Below are 19,489 nucleotides of genomic sequence, written 5' to 3'. Positions count from 1 at the left end.
CCGGAGGAGTCCGGGACCTGCTTTTGTGGTTGCCGGGTCGGCTTAGCGCCGCCGGAGCATTCCCATGATTTTGCCGGTCACGCCACCGGTCCGGGCTCCTGCGGGGCCCGTCGTGCCAGGTGCCCGGCCCGTGGCATTCAGTCCGGTCCGGCGCGTTGTTCCGGCGGTCCCGGTCCTGCCGGAGAATCGTCCAGCGGCATTCCTGATCATGCTTCCCAAGTTCATGTGAAACTCCTTCAGTATTGATCCTGCCAACCGATATTCATCAGCCTGCTTATGATTTTAGCGTAGTTCGGCTGCAACTAGGGGAAGCAGCAGAAGTTCCCCCTGCATTTGGCCCGATAAGCGCAGGAGCCCCGATCCGTTCTGCTGGCTGGCCGACGTCCGGTAAGGGACACCATTGCCGAACATTTCACCGGAAGCGTCCAGGTCCGTTCCGACGGCTCACGGCCTGAGCCGGCGGACGAAGGGCGCCTTGCCCAACGGTGTCCGCTCCAGCTGGTCCACCACGGACACAGAGACCGGGGTTCGCGCGACGCCGGCTGCTGCGAGGGCTTCGGCCACCGAAGCCTGGATGCCTGCTGTTGTGCTTCCCGCCGTCAGTCCTGCAACGAGGACCCGCAGTCCCGTGGGTTCCTGGACCACCTGCCAGCCGGCGGCGGCTGCCTGGTCCAGGACGTGGTGGAACACGATGGGGTGGACGCTGACAAGGCCTGCCCTGCCTGGCAGCTCAAGCACGTCCTCCAACCTGCCTTCGATATCCTCCATGCGGATGAACGAGCGGCCACAGGGGCATCCGCGCTGCCCCAACGTCACGCTGTCCGACAGCTCATAGCGAATCAGCGGCAAAGTCCGCGAGAACAGGACGGTGACCAAAAGCTTCGCGCCCGTTGACCCGGGCGGTACCGGGACGCCCTCCTTGTCCACTGGTTCGACAATGAGCAGGTCCTCGTAGACATGCCGGTTCCGGTAGACGCACGGTGAAGCGATGCCGGCCGTCTCAGTGGCGGCGTAGACATCGAACGGTGCACTCCCCCAGGCCCTTTCCAATTCCCGGGCAGCGGGCGGGGTGAGCACCTCCGAGGCCGACATCACTGCCTGCGGCGAAATTTTCAGGCGCCCGGCCAGCTGTTCGGCCGCCAGGGGCAAAAGCGCGGAAGCGTAACCCACCAGGACCCGGGGCTGGAACCCGTTCAGCGCCGCCACTGTTTCATGCATGGGTGCGGTCACGTCCAGCCGGAGCGTGGGGACAAGCCCCGAACGCAGCGAAGCGCCAACCACGGCGGACTGGTGGGTGGGGACGCGCGAGCTTACCAGCGCCATTTTAAGCGGCCGGCCGAGGCCGGCCGCTATTCCAGCCCAGTCATTAGCGCGGGCATAGGAAGCCAGCACATGTGCCCATTCCGGCCGGCTCCACACGAAGGTTCCGCGTGGACCGGCGGTCCCGGCTGTCGCCGCAGCCCACCAGCGCCCCCTCCACGGCAAGCCGGGATCACCGTCCTCGGCGGCGAGGGTCCGGAGACGTTGTTCCAGGTCGGCCAGGCTCAGGTCGCGCGTAGTAAGGACCTCGTCGAAGTGGCCCATGAGGTCGGCCTTGGTCACGGGCGGCAACTGGGCAAGGGGAGCCCCGTAGAGCCCTGCATGGCGGCGCCGGTAGAACTCAGACCCGGCATAGGCGGCCGTCCGCAGTCTCTGCAGGGCACGTTCCTGGTGGGCAGCAATCCGGACAGGGCTCCAGCGGTCCCGCCGCTTCAAGGCAGCCCGAAGAACGAGCACCCGGGCTATGAGCCGCACATCCATGCGATCCGGCCTTGGAAGAGCCGGCGCGGCGGCGCGTCAGGCCCCGCGGGCGCGGCGGAGGGCGGAGAGGCGGGCCGAGTATTCCGTCTCGTCTATTTCACCGCGGGCAAACCGCTCGGCCAGCAGTTGCTCCGCACTGCCGAGACTGTGGCCTCCGCCGTCCCTGCGGTTGCCGCCTGACATCGAGCGGGCAAAAACCACGATGGCGACGATGATTGCACCCCAAAAGAGGATGAAGCTCACCACCATCAGGATGTAGCCCCAGGCGCCCATGTTCCCGTCCCACCACATCATCCCTGCATCCTCACCTCGCGGAGCCCCGCCACTGCTCCCTGTTCGATGATCCATCCGGCCCGTGTGCGGTGCCAGAGTCTTTCGTCCCCAGGATGAATGGCCAGGTCAGGACAGCCGCGGCCCCTCAGCGCTCCAGATCGTCGGGTTCGAACTCACTTAGAGGGGAGCCGCCAAAGCTTTCCGTGTCGTCACTGCCCTCAGCCCCTGGTCCGTTCGGATTCCCGCCGAAATCCACATCGGCAACGGCCTCCTCCAAGGTGGGCGTTACGGGACCGTCCTGGGCTTCATCCGCTGCGTAACCTGCCTGGGCTGATCCTTCACGGAATGCCTGGTCGCTGATGAAGTCCTCTTCTTCCCCGGAGACCGCCTCGTCCTGGAGCAGCGGATCGTCCTGCCAGCGGTCCGGATTGTTTTCGGCCGCTCCCGGATAGCCGTCCGGTTCGCCCTTCACCGGGTCAAGTTCAAATGATGCAGCCGCGCCGGGGGCCTCATCAAGGAGCACGTCGTCATCCCGGACAACCTCAAGGCCGTCGTCAGGGAGGTTCTGTTCCGTCATGGTGATGCCTTTCTCTTGAACAGCCAATGGCTCTTGGACAGGCAAAGCGAACAATAGTAAGCATACTGATGAAATAGGGACGGCGCTAACTTCCCCCCGGCACGACTTGCCGTGACCTTTGGCCCTATATCTCCCGGGGGCACAGCGCCAGTCTTGAACTGGACCCGCCCGAGAAGAAACAGGAAGCCCGGCCATGACAACTCGCAAACCAATCGCAGTCGCCACCAACGACTCCCCCCAGAGCCAGGCTGCCGTGCTCTGGGCTGCCCGCCGGGCCGAACGTTCCGGCCTGCCACTGGTGATCCTCCACGTCGTGGACGACCGGTGGGCGGCTGATCCGTATCCGTGGATCGGCGTTCTCGAGGAGGCGGGCGACAAGCTCCTGCAGACTGCCGCCGGCCGTATCCGGGGGGCCTTCCCCATCAGCGTTACCACCCGGCTTCTTACCGGAAGCGTGGGAGGATCGCTGGCGAAGTATTCCGGCAAGGCATCCATGGTGGTTGTGGGCTCAGGCACGGGCCACCTCGGCGGAACCCTTGCAGACCGGGCGCTGCAGGTTGCGGCTTCTTCAAAGGTTCCCGTTGCGGTGGTAGGTACACAGGAGCTTGAAGGCCGGTCCGGCGTGGTGGTGGGAGTCGACGGCTCCAGGGAGGCAACCCAGGCTGTGGCCTTCGCCGCAGCCGAGGCTGACCGTGAGGGGGACGACCTCACTGTGGTCTATGCCATCAACGCGCCCGACCGAGTTACGGATGCGGGCCTGCTGACCACCAGCCTGGCCGACCTTGTTACCGAGGAAGAACGCATCGTCCTGTCCGAAACAGTGGCCGGTCTCAACGAGGACTATCCGAGCCTGACGGTGCATCGCGTGCTGGAGACCGAAAGGGGACCGGTGGAATCGTTGGTTGATGCTGCCTCCGGGGCCAGGATGCTCGTGGTGGGCAGCCGCGGAAGAGGCGGAATCAAACGGCTTCTGCTCGGTTCCACAGCCTACGGCGTCCTCAAGCACCTGCCGTGCCCTACCGTGATCACCCGGATCCAGGCAATCAAGAACACACCCTAGGAAGCCCTGGCAGCTGCCCACTCCCCCGCACACACCTGTCCCATTCCCTACGTTCCGGGCCGGCACCATGAAAAAGACTGCTGCAGTAATCATGCTTATCCTCGGGATCCTGATCTCAATCGTCGGGGCCACCATCCTGGCCGGAGGTGCCGTGGCGTCCGTAGTGGGGACCGCCCAAGGCGACGGATACCTCACCACCCGCACGGAACGCCTCTCCGTTGGATCCCACGCCCTGACCTCGCCCAGGCTCGAGGCGGTAGGCGGGGGCGTACCGCCCCGCGTTCCCTTCGACGTCGGTACGCTCAGGCTGCGCGCCTCTTCCCTGGACCCCGGCAAGGAGATCTTCGTGGGCGTCGCCCCGCAGGCCGACGTCGAGCGATATCTTTCGGGCGTGCATCACTCGGAGCTGATTAAAGTCGACAGCCGGCCCTTCCGGGCCGAATACCGCGACATCCCGGGCACCGGCACCCCCGTACCCCCGGGAGAGCAAACGTTCTGGAGCACCTCTGCCTCCGGGGCCGGCCAGCAGGATCTCACGTGGGACCTTGCCGCAGGCAATTGGGCGATAGTCATCATGAATGCCGATGCCAGCCCCGGGGTCAATGCCGAAGTGCAGGCCGGTTTCCGCTCCGACCTGATCCGGCCCGCGGCAACGGGGCTGCTGGTGGGAGGCGCCGTTGCGCTGGCAATCGGGATTCCGTTGCTGATCCTGGGAGCCGTCGGACTCGGCCGGCACACGGGGCCGCACTCCGGCGGGCCGGCCGCGCCACCACCCGGCTACGGACCGCCCCCCGGATACGCACCACCCCCCGGCTATGGACCGGTCCCCGGATATGCACCACCACCCGGATACGCAGGCGGAGCACCGGGAGCGGAAGGCACCCCAGGAGGTCCCGGTTATCCGGGCTCACCGGGAACTCCGCCCCTGCAACAGCCCGGCCAAGGCGACCGGGCCGACCGCGCACCCTACCCGGCCCGGCTCTTCGGCGACCTTGACCCGGCCTTGTCGCGAGCAATGTGGCTGGTCAAGTGGTTCCTTGCCATCCCGCATTTCATCGTGCTGTTCTTCCTCTGGTTTGCGTTCGTCGTAACCACCATCGCGGCGTGGTTCGCCATCCTGTTCACCGGGCGCTATCCCCGGCCCCTGTTTGACTTCAACGTCGGCGTCCTGCGCTGGAACTGGCGAGTGGCTTTCTACGCCTACGCCGCTGCAGGAACGGACCTCTACCCGCCGTTCACCCTGGCACGCACCAATTATCCTGCCGATTTCGAGGTGGACTACCCGGAACGCCTCTCCCGGGGGCTGGTCCTGGTCAAGTCGTGGCTGCTTGCGATCCCGCACCTGCTCATCGTCGCAGCCTTCTCCGGCACCCCCTGGAGCTGGCAGGCGGAGACCGATGATTTGGGAACCACCTACCAACGGAGCACAGGCCTGTCGCTGCTGGGCCTGCTGGTCCTGGTTGCAGTAGTGGCCCTGCTCTTCACCGGCCGCTACCAGCGCCCGCTGTTCGACCTGATACTCGGCATCAACCGATGGATCTACCGCGTCCTGGCCTATGCGGCCCTGATGCGGGACGAGTACCCTCCGTTCCGGCTGGACCAGGGCGCCCGTGAGGTACCGCCTCCCCCTGGCGGGACCGCCGTACCAGGAGCCACCCCGCCCCTTGAGTGAGGGCCTGCCTTGATGCTGCCGGAGCGTCCTGCCGCCTGCCGGTCAGCCTCTATTACAGGCTGCAAGCCCGCCCTAAACTGGTTCTGCAATCAGCGGCTGCGGACAAGAGGAGAAGGCCATGGCGGTCATCGAGCAGGTGCGCGAAGGAATGCACGTCGTAGCGTCGGACGGGAAGAAAATCAGCAAGGTCGAGGACCTGAAAATGGGTGATCCGGAGGCTGTGACCTCTGACGGCCAAACAGACCCTGAAACGGGAGGCCTCGTCAATACGGCGGTCGATGGGTTTGCCGCCACGTCCAGGTTGCCCCACCACACCGCAGAGAGGCTCCTGCGGATCGGCTACGTGAAAGTCGACAGGTCCGGCTTGTTGGCTGGTCATGCCTACTTCGCATCGGATGAGTTGGACCGGGTCGAGGGCGATACGCTGTGGCTGAAGGAGGGCCGGCACACCGACTAGCCTGGCCCTTCCCACCCCTCGGCACTGCCGCCTGCAGTGACTTTCGGCCCTACCTTTGCGGGAGCCCGCCGGGACACTATTGCCAGTGTGGCCGCACGCGCCGCATGAGGAGCTGAGATGAATACTTCCGGAGCGCCGTTCGCACGGATACTGGTGGGGGTCGACGGATCGGAGGCTTCCATTGAAGCCCTGCGGCAGGCCCAGCGGCTGGCGGTGCCCCTCGGGGCGAAGGTCCTGGCCAACGCCTACTGGGATTATCCGCAGGTCTACACAGGCTACGTGATGATGGGCATTGAGGGCTTCGAGGAACGCGCGGGGGAAATCCTGGCTGAGGCGGTCAAGACCGCCTTCGGTGACGAAACGCCGTCGAACGTCATTTCCACGCTGGTCCGCGGCCATCCCCGGGAATCACTGATCGAAGCCAGCCGCGACGCGGACATGGTCGTGGTGGGGAGGCGCGGCCACGGCGGCTTTGGCGGGCTGCTGCTTGGCTCAGTCAGTTCCGCCCTGGTGGCCCACGCCCATTGTCCCGTGCTGGTGGTCCACACACCGGAAACCCACACGGCCTTGTCCTAGGCAGGGCAGCTTGGGCCGGCGCACAGCAGGTACAGACCGTTGACAACAATGCGGCAGGGCGGACGACGGCGGGTGGCGGCCGTGGCGGCCGCCCTCGCCCTGCTGGCCCTCGCCATAGTCCTGGCCCTCTTGCTAAGGGCGCCGGGAGGCCCGCCGGCGGCAGGGCCGTCAGGCTCTGCGAGCCCCTCCGCAACCCCGGTGGCGTCAAGCCCCAGCCCCGATGCATCCAGCGCCGTTCCCTCGGCCTCGCAGCCTGCGGAAGCCTCGACAGAACCACCCGAGGCCGGCCAAAATCCCGTCCAGCCGCCGGTTACCGTACCTCCCGTCCCTGTTCCCCCGCCGTCGGAGCCCGTTGCCACCTCTGGCCCGGTTCCGCCCGCAGCTCCCTTTCCGGCCTCGCTCCGTGACCAGGACCTCACGGTCATCCCTCGCGCCGGGCAGGTCGTGGCGCTGACTTTCGACGCGGGGGCCAACGCTGCGGGGCTGCCGAAAATCCTCTCCACCCTGTCCGCAAAAGGGGTTGCCGCCACGTTCTTCCTGACCGGGAACTGGGCAGACACCAATCCCGGAGGGGTGGGGCAGATTGTTTCCGCGGGGCACCGGGTGGCCAACCACTCCATGACCCATCCTGGTTTCACCGGCCTCGACGGTACCGGGATTGCGCAGCAGGTGCGCGGAGCGGAACAGGCCATCCTGGCCGCCGGCGCCGACCCCACGCCGCTGTTCCGCTTTCCCTTCGGGGAACGCGATGCCCGGACCATTGCCGCTGTCAACGACCTGGGCTATGTTGCAGTCCGCTGGACTGTGGACACCCTGGGCTGGAAAGGCACCAGCGGCGGGATCAACACGCAGATCGTTGCCGACCGCACACTGGCTGGCCTGCAGCCGGGCGAAATTGTCCTGATGCACATCGGCTCCAATCCCAACGACGGCACTACCCTGGACGCCGATGCCCTGCCACAGATCATCGACCGGATCAGCGCCGCGGGGTATGGCTTCGTCACCCTCGACGCGCTGCTGGCCCCGTAGGCAAGGAGGGCCAGACCCATGGCTAAGGCCCGGCAGGCAGGGCCTGGAGGCAGAAAATCCGGTCCGGCCGCGAACGGTATGCCTGATCCGGCCCACCACGGCCTTCCCCTGCACGAGGTGGTCCTCCTGCTTGGGACAGACCACGTGCGGGGCCTCGCTTCCGCGGAGGTGGCCCGCCGTCAGGAACAGTTCGGTGCCAATGCCCTGCCGCGCTCACGGGGTGCGGGAATTCTCCGGAAACTGGCGCGGCAGTTCAACAACCCGCTGGTTTACGTCCTGCTGGCCGCGGCCGCCGTCACTCTCGCCCTGGGCGAGTACCTGGACTCGGGCGTCATCCTCGCCGTCGTCCTGGTGAACACGGCGATCGGCTTCGTCCAGGAGGTGCGGGCAGAGGCTGCCCTGGATGCGCTGCATTCCCTCGTCCGCACCCGTGCCGTGGTCACAAGGGACGGGCAGAGGCGCGAGGTTCCCTCCGAGGAGCTGGTACCGGGGGACCTCGTGCTGCTCGAAGCCGGCGACAAAGTGCCGGCGGACCTCCGGCTGGTCAGGTTGTCCGGCCTGCGCGCGGATGAGTCAGCGCTGACGGGAGAATCCGACGCAGTCGCCAAGGACGAGGTGGTACTGCCCCCGACCACCCCCGTCGCGGACCGCCGGAACATGGTCTACAGCGGCACCCTGGTGACCGCGGGCAGCGGGGCAGGCGTCGTCGTCGCAATCGGCGGCGAGACGGAACTCGGCGAGATCCATCGGCTTATGGGTGCGGTGCAGCCGGTGGCTACACCGCTGACCCAGAAACTGTCACGCTTCAGCATGACGCTGACGGTGGCCATCCTTGCCCTGGCCGCCGTGGCTTTCCTTGCCGGCGTGGCACGCGGCCAGGAGCCCGCGCAGATGTTCACCGCCGCCGTCGCACTGGCTGTGGGGGCGATTCCTGAAGGCCTGCCGGCAGCGGTCACTGTAACCCTCGCCATCGGTGTCCGCCGCATGGCCCGGCGCCGCGCCGTGGTCCGGCGGTTGCCGGTGGTTGAGACGTTGGGCAGCACCACCGTTATCTGTTCGGACAAGACCGGCACCTTTACGGAAAACCAGATGACGGTGCGTGCGCTCTGGACACCGTCCGCAAGGTACGAGGTGACAGGTTCCGGTTACGGCCCGGAGGGGCAGGTCCTCCGCGCCGGGGCCGGCGTCCGGGCGGCCGGAACCGCCACGGACCGGACGGCGGCGGCGGCGCAGGACGAGGCGCTGTACTGGTCCCTTCTGGCGGGAGGCGCCTGCAATGACGCCAGGATCATCAGGGAGGGACAGCACTGGCAGGCCCGGGGGGACCCCACGGAGGCGGCCATGGTGGTGGCGGCAGGGAAGGGCGGCGTGGAGGCCGGGGAGTTCCTTTCCTCCCATCCGCGGACCGGCACGCTGCCGTTCGCCTCGGAGCACCAATACATGGCAACCCTCCACACCTCCGCCTTCCCGGACGGCAGCGGCACGGGGTCCGGCATTGTGCTGGTCAAGGGCGCGGTGGAACGCGTGCTGGAGCTGTGCGCGGGGCAGATGGATCACCAGGGCCGCACCATGCCGCTGGCCAGGCAGTCAGTACTCGATGAGGCCCACCGGTTCGCCGGCACCGGGCTGAGGGTGCTTGCCACGGCGATGATGCGCCTTCCTGCCGGCGGCGCCCTGGCCGAGTCAAGCCTGCACGGGCAGCTGACGCTGACGGGACTGCAGGCCATGTTCGATCCGCCGCGGGAGGCAGCGGCGGCATCGGTGCAGGCCTGCCACCAGGCGGGCGTGGCAGTGAAAATGATCACCGGAGACCACGTGGGAACAGCCGCCACCATTGCCAGGGCGGTGGGCCTGACCGCGGACCGGGCGGACGGGACGGCACTGACCGGAACTGAACTTGACGCGATACCCGCGGACGGACTGCCCGACGCCGTCGAGCGGGCAACGGTCTTCGCACGGGTGTCCCCCGAACAGAAGCTTCGCCTGATCGGCGCCCTGCAGTCCCGGGGAAACGTCGTCGCCATGACAGGCGATGGCGTCAACGACGCACCGGCCCTGAGGCAGGCGAACGTGGGCATAGCCATGGGGCGCTCTGGAACGGAAGTGGCCAAGGAGGCCTCGGACATCGTCCTCACCGACGACGACTTTGCCACCATTGAGGCTGCCGTTGAGGAAGGCCGGAACGTCTTCGACAACCTGACCAAGTTCATCGTCTGGACCTTGCCCACGAACATGGGGGAAGGCCTGGTGATCCTGGTGGCAATCCTGATCGGGGCAACGCTCCCCGTCCTGCCCACCCAGATTCTGTGGATCAACATGACCACCGCTGTGGCCCTGGGCCTGATGCTTGCCTTCGAGCCGAAGGAACCGGGCCTTATGTCCCGCCCGCCACGGGCCCCCGGCCGACCGCTGCTGACCTGGACACTTACCCTTCGGATCCTGCTGGTCTCCACCCTCCTCGTGGCAGGCACCTGGTGGATCTTCGAACTTGAGCTCGCTGGCGGCGCGTCCCTCGCGGAAGCCCGGACGGCGGCCGTCAACCTTTTTGTTGCGGTGGAACTGTTCTACCTGTTCAGCTGCCGTTCCCTCACCAGGTCGGTCTGGCGAATCGGCTTCTTCAGCAACCGCTGGGTCATCCTTGGCGTCCTGGTCCAGGCAGCCGGCCAACTGGCCATCACGTACCTGCCGCTGATGAACGAGCTTTTCCATACGGCCCCGATCACGGCGGAAGCCTGGCTGCGGATCCTGGGCATCGCACTGCTCGCGTCCCTGGTTGTGGCAGTGGAAAAGCGCTTCCGGCGCCGTGAGTTCTAGGGGCCGTTCAACGATGCGGCCAACGCCCGGCCCGCCGTGCCTTACGTCTTCGGCAGGAGCCGGACCATCACCAACCCGGTGACCGCGGCCATGGCCACCGCCATCAGAACGGCGGCCCCGGCTCCAATGGCGGCAACCAGCCACACATCCTGGCCGGGCTGCCACAGCGGCGTGGCCACCGCCATGAAGACGCCCAGTCCTGCCGTCCACGCGGCGGCGCTTCCTGCCACCCACCGCCAGGCCCGCGGAACGTGGTGCCGCAGCTCAAACCACTGCGCAAGGCCGATCGAAACCAGGATGACCACGGCCGCCACGGCTCCCGTAGCGGCCTGGGCGGGTGCGGGCCAGCCCTGCCAGCCTTCGTTGCCGAAGGTCAGCAGTGCCACGGTCCAGGCAACCACCGCCGCGGCGGCCGTCAGCAGGACCCACCGCAGAACCGATACGCCGGGCAGCGTTGTCCTGAGCACCCGCACCTGGAACCACCCCAGGACCGCTCCTTCAACGAGGCCGGCCAGCACCAGCAGCGGAACCGCCGCCGCGGGCCCCGGGGCAACAGGGACGGACTGGGCGAGTACGGGGGCAAGGAATCCCAGGCTCTCGCCGAGGCTCACCCAGCCCACCCAGCGGGCGAAGAATGTGTTTCTGCGCGTCACAACGGGCCCCTTAGCCACCGGTCACAGTCCTCCTTCCGGTGTCTTCCCCAGAGTGGGACGGGCAGCCGCGGAACACCAGTGCCAAAGGCCCTGCGGTGGCACTGGAGCCGGCCTGTCCGCCTTGGTAGCTTCAATGCATGGCCATCAAACTTGAGAACGTCGGTATCGCGGTTCGCGACCTCGAAGCGGCCATCGCCTTTTTCACCGACCTCGGGCTGATACTCGTCGGCCGTGACACTGTCAGCGGCGAGTGGGCCGACACTGCCGTGGGGCTTGATGGCAACCATGCCAGGATTGCGCTGCTCCAGACCCCGGACGGCCGGGGTCAACTTGAGCTCTTCGAATACATCCACCCCGAAGCGATCGAGTTGAATCCGACCCGTCCAAACGACATCGGCATGCACCGTGTGGCCTTCTCGGTCGACGACATCGACAAAGCCCTCGAAACAGCTGCGAGGCACGGATGCCATCCGCTCCGCGGCGTGGCGACCTACGGCGATGCCTACAAACTCACGTACCTCCGCGGTCCCAGCGGAATCCTCCTGATGCTCGCCGAGAAACTGAAAAACGACTGACACCCTGACCGGGACCAATGGCTCTGCCTGCGGCCTGCGCCTGCTGCCCATAGTTAATGGCAGGCAAGCGTCGATCCGTTACCAGCAGTCCGCAGCCAACAGCCGGCATATAAGTTAGGGAGAGAACCATGAACCACCCCAAGGACGCCGCCGCCGAGACCCAGGCGCTCCAGGCCGTCGAACAGCATCACGCGAACATGCTCGGGCAGCTCAAGGGGCTGGTGGCCCAGCTGATGGAAGCGGTTGAGGCAGGCGACACGGAAGCCGAACGAACAGCACATGCAACGCTGTTGGACTGGTGCGACAACGAGCTTATTCCCCACGCCCTGGCAGAAGAGGGGCCCCTGTACAGTGGACCCCGCGACACCCCGGAGGGGCGGCTCCTGGTGGAGGGAATGCTGGCCGAGCACCGCGTCATCGTGGACCTGGTGGAGGAACTTCGCACGTCCAAGGGACTGTCCGCGGCAGTTGCCGGCGCTGCCATCCAGCGGATGTTTGCCATGCACCTGGATAAGGAAAACCGCCTCCTGATGCCCTTCGTTGCCGGCTCCCCTGAGCTTTCCCTTGCCGCAGCGGTCAAGGGACTCCACGAATTGACCGGGGAAGGCAGCGGGCACCACGCGGAAACGCACGACGGCGGCGCGCACCAGCGGTGACCTGCCCGGCGTCCCTATTTTCCGCCGTCGGCTCCTCTCGCGCGGGCGCGTTCTTCGTCCGGGGCATGGACTACCAGGACAGGGCAATGGGCGTGGCTGACGCACGCAGAACTGACCGAGCCCGGCACAAAGCCGCTGTGCCCCCGCCGCCCAACGATGAGGAGTGAGGCGCTGCGGCTCCCCTCAACCAGGAGCTCGCCGGGTTTTCCACGCATCAGCCGGGTATGGACATATGACGGCCGCTCCGGGCCGAACGCAGCTGTGAGCGCCTGCTCCAGCGACTGCTCCGCAGCGTACTGAAAACCTTCAACACCCACTACCAGGTAGAGCCCGAAGCCGGCCGGAACATCCCAGCATGCCCAAGCCTCCACCGTTGCTTCGAGCGGCCCGGCCAGGGTTGCGGCCGTCCGGAGGGCGGAAACAGAGGCGTCGGAACCGTCCACGCCCACAATTATTTTGGGGTGCCGTTCGGGGGCATCCATGATGCGGGCTCCATTCTCTTTGGCCTGTTCCAAGACTGGAGAAGGTGCGGGCCTGCGGGATAGGGCCTAAAGTCACAGGGGGATGCCGGCCGGCAGCAGGACCGGCCGGCCCGGCACAGTCGCGGCCACAGGGTGCGTTGTATGACCACGACTCCAGACTTTGGTCCCTTCCTGCCGATCTGTGGGCAAGGAAGAATAGTCCTAAGCCCTTGGCAGGGCTGCCTCACACAGCAGTGAGTTTTGGTCCTTATGAAAATGGGAGCGGTTGGGTGCAAATGCATGAGTCAGGCCCGGAAGGGACAGCAGGTCTCCGCGGGCCCCTGCGCGTTTTTATCCTCGACGACCATGAACTCGTCAGGCAGGGACTGAAGGACCTGTTGGAGGGTGAGGGGTTTGTGGTGGTCGGCGAAAGCGGATCGGCGGCGGAAGCCACCCGGCGCATCCCGGCATTGCAGCCGGATATTGCGATCCTGGACGGTCGGCTTCCCGACGGCACCGGCATCGAGGTCTGCAGGGACGTGCGCTCGTTCGACCCCCGCCTGCACTGCCTGATCCTGACCAGCTACGACGACGAGCAAGCCATCCGCGGGGCTGTCCTGGCAGGCGCGTCCGGGTACATCCTCAAGCAGATCAGGAGTGACGACCTGCTTCAGGGCATCCGCAAGGCCGCCATGGGCGAATCGCTGTTCGAGCCCGGAGTCAAGGAGCGGATTATCGCCGGCCTTTCCAAAGCCCCCACAGACCCGCGGTTGGACGCGCTCAGTGCGCAGGAGAAGAAGGTACTGGCGCTGATCGGGCAAGGACTGACGAACCGCCAGATCGGTGAGGAACTTTTCCTGGCGGAGAAAACCGTGAAGAACTACGTTTCTTCCATCCTGGCGAAATTGGGGTTCGAAAGGCGGACCCAGGCAGCCGTCTATGTCACCCGGAATGCACAGGACGCCCAGTAACCCTGTGCACGGCGGTGTACAACATTCAGTCGTTTTCGGCGCAGATCATTGGCGGTGGACAGACCAGGTTATCCGGGTGCCTTCCCCCGGGGCGCTCTTAATGATGCAGGTGCCGCCCAGCAGCTCTGCGCGGTGCCGCATGTTCGCGAGGCCGCTGGCCTTGGCAGGCTCGCCAAAACCGCAGCCGTCGTCCGTGAGCACCAGTTCAACCTGTTTTTGGGTGACGGAAACGGTGACGCGGATTTCCTCGGCGCCCGAGTGCCTGGCCGCATTGCTCAGTCCTTCCGAGAGGACGGACAGCAGGTGGCCGGCGATATTCTCCCTGACAGCATCGTCCACGGGCCCGGCGAAGGCGACTTTCGGTGCCACGGCATAGCTCCGGGATGTCTCCTGCACCACCTTCAGGATGCGGCCCGTGAGCGGTTCACGCTCTTGCTCGCCCGTGCGGAGGGAGTAGATCGTGTCCCTCAACTTCCTGATGGTGTCGTCGAGCTCGGACGTGACGACCGCGATCCGCTCATGGGCGACAGGATCCAGGGTGTAGCGGCGGAGGCTCTGGATGCTCAACCCCGAAGCAAACAGCCTCTGGATAACGAGATCGTGCAGGTCACGGGCAATCCGCTCCCGGTCGGTGAACAGCAGGTTCTGTTCGCGCAAGGCATGGACGCGGGCCAGGTCAAGTGCCAGCCCGATCCTGCTGCCGAAAAGCGAGCTGGACTCAATTTCGGCCTGGTTATAGGCAGCCGCGCCCACCGGACGCGCAAGCAGCAGCACGCCATTTTCACTGTTGCTGTGGCCCAGGGGGCACACCAGGACCGAACCCAGCTTTTCAACGACCTCGTCATCAAATACCAGGCGGGGGTCCCGCGCCACAAGCGACTCCCCTGTTTCAATGACCCGGGAAACCTCGTCCGACCCGGTAATTTCCTGCCCCGCCTGCAGGCCCTGCACCCCCAGGGATGCCCTGCATCTTAGGGCGCCGTCACCAGCGGGAACGGCAATCACGGCCAGCGCTGAATCCGACACCCTCAATGCGGTTTCGGCAACGAGATCGAGGTTGTCCTCAGTTTCGGGGTGCGGGGTCATGATCAGCCGGCTGCTCAGCTCCATGCCCGCCTCCAGCCATTTCTGGCGCCGCTTGCTGTCTTCGAAAAGGCGGGCATTCTGGATGGCCACACCGGCAGCAGCAGCCAAAGCGACGGCGAGGTCCTCATCCTCCGGCGTGAAGTCCTGGCCGCCGTCCTTTTCCGTCAAGTAAAGATTCCCGAACACTTCGTCCCTCACGCGCACGGGTACGCCAAGGAAAGTCTTCATTGGCGGGTGGTTCCTGGGAAAACCTGACGCTATGGGGTGCTGGCCGAGGTCGTGCAGCCGCAGGGGCCGCGGCTCGCGGATCAACAGTCCCAGGACGCCATGCCCTGTCGGCAGGTCCCCGATGGACCCGATCGCGTCGTCGTTAATTCCCACAGTGATGAAATGGCTAAGGCTGCGGTCCTCGGCAATGACCCCCAGCGCACCGTACCTGGCGCCGACAAGTTCGCAGGCCGACCGCACCAGTCGGTCCAGCACGGCTTCCAGGCTCAGATCCTCGGCCAGGGCCACCACGGAAGCCAGGAGGCCGTTCATCCGTTCCTGGGTCTGCAGCAATTCGTCCGCACGGGCAACAAAATCCCGCAGGAGGTCTTCTGCCCTTTCCTTCATAGGAGAGCGCCACGGCTCAGTACTCACGTCCGACCTCCTGTGACAGTTACCCGCGACGCTGCGGGCCCAGCAGCACTTCAATCGTCCGGGCCGGTTTGCTCCCCCGGAAAAGTCACCTTTGCCTGAGCACGAAGGCATACCTTGTGGCCAGTTTAGAAGAAAAAGTCAAGGCCTGAAATGCCCTAATTGAAACGCTTAGCAATGCCCGCGGACTGCCACGAAATGCTGCGGGACCTTCTTCCCTAGCCGGGTGGGATTCCCCGCCTTAGGCTACGGCCATGGATACAGCTGCGACAGAACCGGAAGCCGAAAGCCTGGGCGTACATGATTGCTGGAGATACCTTCGGTCCACCTCCCTTTGCCGAATGGCCTTCACCCGTGGCAACACGGTGGAAATCTTCCCGGTGAACTACGTGCCCAGCAACGGAACACTGCTGATCCGGACGGGAGAAGGCACGAAATTGGATGCAGTGGCGGAACGCAGGGTGGTGGCGCTGGAGGCCGACGGCCTGAACCAGTACGGCACCATCGCCTGGAGCGTCGTGGTGAAGGGCCACGCTGTGGTCGTTACCGACGCCGAGGAATTCCAGGACGCCGCCGACGCGGGGCTCTCGCCCTGGCAGGCGGGACCAAAGAACAGCCTTATCCGCGTTACACCCGAGGAGATCACCGGGCGGCGATTCGTGATCGCCCCGCCTACCCGGTGGTGGGCCCCGCAGGAGCCGGGCGACAGGGCCTGAGGCACATCTTCACCGCCGCACTGAGAGAACCAAGGAAGGTAAACCCATGGACGCAAGCAAGCCCATCGCCGTCGCCATCATCGACTCCTCCCCCTCGAACGCCGCCCTGCTGTGGGCGGCCGCCCGTGCCCGCCGGCTCAGGCTGCCGCTGGCCATCCTTCATGTCCTGGATGACCGCTGGATGGCAGGCGAGGCGCTCGATGCGCTCCCCTATATCGACGCCCTGCGGAACTCCGCGCTCGGCATGCTGAAGGAGGCCGGGGAACGCGTCCGCGCAGCAGAACCTGACCTTCAGGTAACAACCGAACTGCTGGAAGGAAGCGTCGGGGGATCCCTTGGCGACTATTCAACGAAAGCATCCATGCTGGTCCTGGGCAGCAGCGGCCACTCTCGCGCTGCACTGACGGACCGGGCGCTCCAGGCGGCTGCCCACGCAGAATGTCCGGTGGCGGTCATCGGCGCAGGCCACGGCGGCGGGCAAGGCGTCGTGGTGGGCGTGGACGGATCAAGGGAGTCCACCCAAGCCGTGGCCTTCGCGGCATCCGAGGCTGACGCACTGGGCGAAGAACTTACCGTCATCTACGCCTTCACCGGCCCCAACCGCTGGATCAAGGCAGGGCTGCCGTCCAGCAGTTTCGCGGAGCACGTGATGCAAGAGGAACAGATCGTCCTGTCAGAGACCGTGGCGGGGCTCCGCCAGGACTACCCCGGCCTCGTGGTGCACGGAGTCCTCGAAACCGTCCTGGAACCTGCCGACGCCCTGGTCCAGGCAGCTGCCAACGCACAGATGCTGGTTCTGGGCAGCCGGGGCAGGGGCGGCTTTGGAAGGCTGCTCCTAGGATCGACGGCGCACGGCGTCCTCACCCAGCCACCCTGCCCCACTGTGATCACACGGCTGAAGAAGACCCGGCATGAGTAATGACGGACGGAACCTGCTGACGGCGTGATGTATGAAGCCGGGGAAAGCCTCGAACACCACCCGTCCTCAAGCATGCCCGGCGGCCGGCGGTGGCACGATGGCCTCACCTCGGCTGATGTCCTGGAACGCACCGGCGCCGGACGCATCAACCGCGTCCCGGGAACAACAAGCCGCAGCCTCTGGGAAATCGTCCGGGCGAATGTCCTGACCCTTTTCAACGGCATCGTGGCGGGGTGCTTCATCCTGCTGTTGGTGCTGGACCAGTGGCGGGACGCGCTCTTTGGCTTTTCGGCCCTTGGTAACTCACTGATCGGAATCGTCCAGGAATACCGCGCGAAGAAATCCCTTGACCGGTTAGCCATTCTCCACGCGGCGGAGAGCAAGGTTGTGCGGGACGGCAGGCCCCAACGGATCCCTGCGGACGCCCTGGTTCAGGACGACATCGTCCTGCTCAGCGCCGGGGAACAGGTAAGCGCGGACCTGCGCCTCCTGGACGGAGGGTACGTGGAGGTGGACGAGTCCTTCCTGACCGGAGAATCCGAACCCGTGTCCAAAGCTCCCGGAGCGGTGCTCCTGTCCGGGTCGCTGATCATGGCGGGCAGTGGCCGGGCAGCGGTGTTCCGGGCAGGACCGGACACGTTCGCCTACAAACTTACGGCTGAGGCCAAGCGGTTCTCCCTGGTCACGTCCGAGATCCGCTCGGGCCTGGACAAAGTCCTCCGCGTCATTACGTGGCTGCTCCTGCCCACCGCAGCGCTCGTGGCCAACGCCCAGATCCAGAATGCCGGCGGCTGGGAGGACGCCCTCAGTTCCGGGCGCTGGATACCCGGGACCTTGGGCCTGGTGGCCAGCATCATCTCCATGATTCCGCTCGGCCTGGTCCTGCTCACCAGCGTTGCGTTTGCCGTGGGCGGGGTCCGGCTTGCCGGCCACATGGTCCTGGTGCAGGAGCTGGCGGCCGTTGAGGTCCTGGCGAGGGTCGACGTCCTGTGCCTGGACAAGACGGGCACCCTGTCCTCCGGTTCCATCAAATTCGACGCCGTGCACGACGCCGGCACACCGCCGGCGGAGGGGTGGCGGAGGGCCCTGGAGTGGTTCGGCGCAAACGAGGAAGCCAGCACGACGGCCAAGTCCATCGGCGCCGCTTTTCCGGCGGGCGACCTCCTGCCGGCAGCCGCGTCCGTGCCGTTCACTTCCGCCCGGAAATGGAGCGCAGTGACGTTCCCGCCCGGGTCCGGGGCTCCCGGAACCTGGGTGTTGGGAGCTCCTGACGCCGTCCTTGCGGGATCCTCCCGGCGTGCCGGGGCCCACCGGCTCGCCGCGGCACTGGCCTCCACCGGGCTGCGGACCCTGGCACTCGCCCACATGCCGGGCTCCCTGCCCGGTTCCGTGCCCGAATGGGGCGAAAGCGGCCGGCTGCCCCCCGAACTTGTTCCGGTGGTGCTGTTGACCTTCCGTGAGGACATCCGGAAGGACGCACACAAGACCCTCGCATACTTCCGGCAGCAGGGGGTCGCCGTGAAGATCATCTCCGGGGACGATCCGCGCACTGTTGCCGTCCTGGCGCGCGAAGTGGGGTTTGGACAGGGTGCGGCCTATGACGCGCGAAACCTGCCCGCCGACCCCGTCCTGCTGGAAAAGACCATGGAGGACCACCACGTGTTCGGCAGCGTCACCCCTGCCCAGAAGCGGGACATGGTCCAGGCCCTGAAGCGGCGCGGGCACACGGTGGCAATGACCGGAGACGGCGTCAATGATGTGCTTGCGCTGAAGGATGCGGACCTGGGCATCGCCATGGACACGGCATCACCGGCCACCAAGGCCGTGGCACGGCTTGTCCTTTTGGACGGGCGCTTCGACAGGTTGCCCGCGGTCGTGGCGGAGGGCCGCCGCGCCATCAGCAACATCGAGCGGGTCTCCATGGTGTTCCTCAGCAAGACCGTGTACATAACGCTGACCTCGTTGGCTTTCGCCCTGCTGCTGCTGCCCTTCCCGTTCCTTCCGCGCCAGCTGTCCGTACTGGACGGACTGACCGTCGGCCTGCCCGCATTCTTCCTGGCCCTCCAGCCCAGTGCACAGCGCTATGCACCTGGTTTCCTGAAACGCTCCCTGGCCTTCTCGGTACCGGCCGGTATGTGCGCCGCGCTGTGCGTGCTGGCGGTCGCCGCCTACGCGCGGCTGGGCGGCCAGCACGGCGCCGGGGCGGTCCAGTCTGCCACCATCATCAGCCTCGCCCTGATCGCGGCATGGATCCTGGTGATGGCATCCCGGCCGTTGAACTGGATCAAAACCCTCATTTTGGCCGGCATGTACGGCGGCCTGGTCCTCTTGTTCACTGTCCCTCCGGTCAAGGATTTCTTCAGGCTCGACTGGCCGCCCCCGGACCTGCTGGCGGCCTCCGTCATAGTGGCCGTGGCAGGAAGCCTGGCTATCGAAGGAATCGGCCGTTTTCAACGGCGCCTGGCCGGCGGCCCAGGAATGGCTGGCGGAAAATGACTTTCGGCTCTGGCCGGGCTGCACCGGCCGTGCCACAGTGATAAGCCGGATGGCACGAG

At 66.1% G+C, this 19,489-nt stretch carries 19 protein-coding genes; 12 read left to right on the top strand and 7 right to left on the bottom strand.

What is annotated here, in order from left to right:
- Positions 1-42: 42 nt before the first annotated feature.
- The 4 genes from PV768_RS17065 to PV768_RS17050 form a co-directional block, all read right to left on the bottom strand.
- Positions 43-225, bottom strand: a complete 183-nt coding sequence (locus tag PV768_RS17065) for a hypothetical protein (protein ID WP_157242032.1) — start codon at positions 223-225, stop codon at positions 43-45.
- A 219-nt stretch (positions 226-444) separates the two neighbouring features.
- Positions 445-1,800, bottom strand: a complete 1,356-nt coding sequence (locus PV768_RS17060; protein ID WP_321213654.1) for a phenylacetate--CoA ligase family protein — start codon at positions 1,798-1,800, stop codon at positions 445-447.
- Between the two features lie 36 nt (positions 1,801-1,836).
- The gene (locus PV768_RS17055) at positions 1,837-2,094 is read right to left on the bottom strand and encodes an SHOCT domain-containing protein (RefSeq protein WP_157242030.1); all 258 of its coding nucleotides are present in this window, start codon (positions 2,092-2,094) and stop codon (positions 1,837-1,839) included.
- A gap of 124 nt (positions 2,095-2,218) precedes the next feature.
- Positions 2,219-2,650: a hypothetical protein gene (locus tag PV768_RS17050; protein ID WP_421093663.1), complete on the bottom strand. Its 432-nt coding sequence runs from the start codon at positions 2,648-2,650 to the stop codon at positions 2,219-2,221.
- Between the two features lie 193 nt (positions 2,651-2,843).
- Between PV768_RS17050 and PV768_RS17045 the strand changes: the two genes are divergently transcribed.
- The 6 genes from PV768_RS17045 to PV768_RS17020 all read left to right on the top strand — a co-directional run bounded on the left by PV768_RS17045 (position 2,844) and on the right by PV768_RS17020 (position 10,258).
- Positions 2,844-3,710, top strand: a complete 867-nt coding sequence (locus PV768_RS17045) for a universal stress protein (protein WP_157242028.1) — start codon at positions 2,844-2,846, stop codon at positions 3,708-3,710.
- Between the two features lie 67 nt (positions 3,711-3,777).
- Entirely contained in the window at positions 3,778-5,382 is a 1,605-nt protein-coding gene (locus PV768_RS17040; RefSeq protein WP_421093662.1) for a DUF4389 domain-containing protein, read from the top strand.
- Between the two features lie 118 nt (positions 5,383-5,500).
- On the top strand, positions 5,501-5,839 hold the full coding sequence (locus tag PV768_RS17035; protein ID WP_421093661.1) for a hypothetical protein: 339 nt from the start codon (positions 5,501-5,503) through the stop codon (positions 5,837-5,839).
- Positions 5,840-5,956: 117 nt separating this feature from the next.
- Entirely contained in the window at positions 5,957-6,415 is a 459-nt protein-coding gene (locus tag PV768_RS17030; RefSeq protein WP_421093660.1) for a universal stress protein, read from the top strand.
- Positions 6,416-6,463: 48 nt separating this feature from the next.
- Entirely contained in the window at positions 6,464-7,444 is a 981-nt protein-coding gene (locus tag PV768_RS17025) for a polysaccharide deacetylase family protein (protein WP_421093673.1), read from the top strand.
- Positions 7,445-7,462: 18 nt separating this feature from the next.
- Positions 7,463-10,258, top strand: a complete 2,796-nt coding sequence (locus tag PV768_RS17020; protein WP_421093659.1) for an HAD-IC family P-type ATPase — start codon at positions 7,463-7,465, stop codon at positions 10,256-10,258.
- Positions 10,259-10,299: 41 nt separating this feature from the next.
- Here PV768_RS17020 and PV768_RS17015 read toward each other — a convergent pair whose 3' ends face one another.
- Positions 10,300-10,911, bottom strand: a complete 612-nt coding sequence (locus PV768_RS17015) for a hypothetical protein (protein WP_421093658.1) — start codon at positions 10,909-10,911, stop codon at positions 10,300-10,302.
- Between the two features lie 137 nt (positions 10,912-11,048).
- Here PV768_RS17015 and PV768_RS17010 point away from each other — a divergent pair, with 137 nt between their 5' ends.
- Positions 11,049-11,486, top strand: coding sequence for a VOC family protein (locus PV768_RS17010; protein ID WP_323057082.1), 438 nt, complete (start codon positions 11,049-11,051; stop codon positions 11,484-11,486).
- Positions 11,487-11,614: 128 nt separating this feature from the next.
- On the top strand, positions 11,615-12,142 hold the full coding sequence (locus tag PV768_RS17005; protein WP_323057081.1) for a hemerythrin domain-containing protein: 528 nt from the start codon (positions 11,615-11,617) through the stop codon (positions 12,140-12,142).
- Positions 12,143-12,156: 14 nt separating this feature from the next.
- On the opposite strand, the gene PV768_RS17000 is transcribed toward PV768_RS17005, so the two are convergent.
- Entirely contained in the window at positions 12,157-12,624 is a 468-nt protein-coding gene (locus PV768_RS17000) for a universal stress protein (RefSeq protein WP_157242022.1), read from the bottom strand.
- Between the two features lie 275 nt (positions 12,625-12,899).
- Between PV768_RS17000 and PV768_RS16995 the strand changes: the two genes are divergently transcribed.
- Positions 12,900-13,574 (top strand): response regulator, encoded by a 675-nt coding sequence (locus PV768_RS16995; RefSeq protein ID WP_157242021.1) that lies wholly within the window; start codon positions 12,900-12,902, stop codon positions 13,572-13,574.
- A 45-nt stretch (positions 13,575-13,619) separates the two neighbouring features.
- Here the strand turns inward: PV768_RS16995 and PV768_RS16990 are convergent, their stop codons facing one another.
- Entirely contained in the window at positions 13,620-15,275 is a 1,656-nt protein-coding gene (locus tag PV768_RS16990; protein WP_421093672.1) for a GAF domain-containing protein, read from the bottom strand.
- A gap of 278 nt (positions 15,276-15,553) precedes the next feature.
- Between PV768_RS16990 and PV768_RS16985 the strand changes: the two genes are divergently transcribed.
- The 3 genes from PV768_RS16985 to PV768_RS16975 are packed head-to-tail and all read left to right on the top strand — an operon-like array spanning position 15,554 to position 19,430.
- A complete protein-coding gene (locus PV768_RS16985; RefSeq protein WP_157242020.1) occupies positions 15,554-16,015 on the top strand; it encodes a pyridoxamine 5'-phosphate oxidase family protein in 462 nt (153 codons plus the stop codon).
- Between the two features lie 46 nt (positions 16,016-16,061).
- Entirely contained in the window at positions 16,062-16,934 is an 873-nt protein-coding gene (locus PV768_RS16980; protein WP_421093657.1) for a universal stress protein, read from the top strand.
- Positions 16,935-16,961: 27 nt separating this feature from the next.
- Complete coding sequence (locus PV768_RS16975; protein ID WP_421093671.1) at positions 16,962-19,430, top strand: HAD-IC family P-type ATPase; 2,469 nt, start codon at positions 16,962-16,964, stop codon at positions 19,428-19,430.
- Positions 19,431-19,489: the final 59 nt, after the last annotated feature.

This window comes from Pseudarthrobacter sp. CC4, from assembly GCF_048957775.1.
Classification (GTDB): domain Bacteria; phylum Actinomycetota; class Actinomycetes; order Actinomycetales; family Micrococcaceae; genus Arthrobacter.
Note: the sequence above shows the minus strand (reverse complement) of the source record. Positions and strands in the feature narration are given on the sequence as shown.

Bases quoted from the DNA above. Each gene is read 5' to 3' on its own strand.
- PV768_RS16985 (WP_157242020.1), top strand. From the start codon at position 15,554: ATGGATACAGCTGCGACAGAACCGGAAGCCGAAAGCCTGGGCGTACAT.
- PV768_RS17010 (WP_323057082.1), top strand. From the start codon at position 11,049: ATGGCCATCAAACTTGAGAACGTCGGTATCGCGGTTCGCGACCTCGAA.
- PV768_RS17040 (WP_421093662.1), top strand. From the start codon at position 3,778: ATGAAAAAGACTGCTGCAGTAATCATGCTTATCCTCGGGATCCTGATC.
- PV768_RS17005 (WP_323057081.1), top strand. From the start codon at position 11,615: ATGAACCACCCCAAGGACGCCGCCGCCGAGACCCAGGCGCTCCAGGCC.
- PV768_RS17055 (WP_157242030.1), bottom strand. From the start codon at position 2,094: ATGATGTGGTGGGACGGGAACATGGGCGCCTGGGGCTACATCCTGATG.
- PV768_RS17045 (WP_157242028.1), top strand. From the start codon at position 2,844: ATGACAACTCGCAAACCAATCGCAGTCGCCACCAACGACTCCCCCCAG.
- PV768_RS17020 (WP_421093659.1), top strand. From the start codon at position 7,463: ATGGCTAAGGCCCGGCAGGCAGGGCCTGGAGGCAGAAAATCCGGTCCG.
- PV768_RS17050 (WP_421093663.1), bottom strand. From the start codon at position 2,650: ATGACGGAACAGAACCTCCCTGACGACGGCCTTGAGGTTGTCCGGGAT.
- PV768_RS16980 (WP_421093657.1), top strand. From the start codon at position 16,062: ATGGACGCAAGCAAGCCCATCGCCGTCGCCATCATCGACTCCTCCCCC.
- PV768_RS17035 (WP_421093661.1), top strand. From the start codon at position 5,501: ATGGCGGTCATCGAGCAGGTGCGCGAAGGAATGCACGTCGTAGCGTCG.
- PV768_RS17065 (WP_157242032.1), bottom strand. From the start codon at position 225: ATGAACTTGGGAAGCATGATCAGGAATGCCGCTGGACGATTCTCCGGC.
- PV768_RS17060 (WP_321213654.1), bottom strand. From the start codon at position 1,800: ATGGATGTGCGGCTCATAGCCCGGGTGCTCGTTCTTCGGGCTGCCTTG.
- PV768_RS16990 (WP_421093672.1), bottom strand. From the start codon at position 15,275: ATGAAGGAAAGGGCAGAAGACCTCCTGCGGGATTTTGTTGCCCGTGCG.
- PV768_RS17030 (WP_421093660.1), top strand. From the start codon at position 5,957: ATGAATACTTCCGGAGCGCCGTTCGCACGGATACTGGTGGGGGTCGAC.
- PV768_RS16995 (WP_157242021.1), top strand. From the start codon at position 12,900: ATGCATGAGTCAGGCCCGGAAGGGACAGCAGGTCTCCGCGGGCCCCTG.
- PV768_RS16975 (WP_421093671.1), top strand. From the start codon at position 16,962: ATGTATGAAGCCGGGGAAAGCCTCGAACACCACCCGTCCTCAAGCATG.
- PV768_RS17000 (WP_157242022.1), bottom strand. From the start codon at position 12,624: ATGGATGCCCCCGAACGGCACCCCAAAATAATTGTGGGCGTGGACGGT.
- PV768_RS17025 (WP_421093673.1), top strand. From the start codon at position 6,464: ATGCGGCAGGGCGGACGACGGCGGGTGGCGGCCGTGGCGGCCGCCCTC.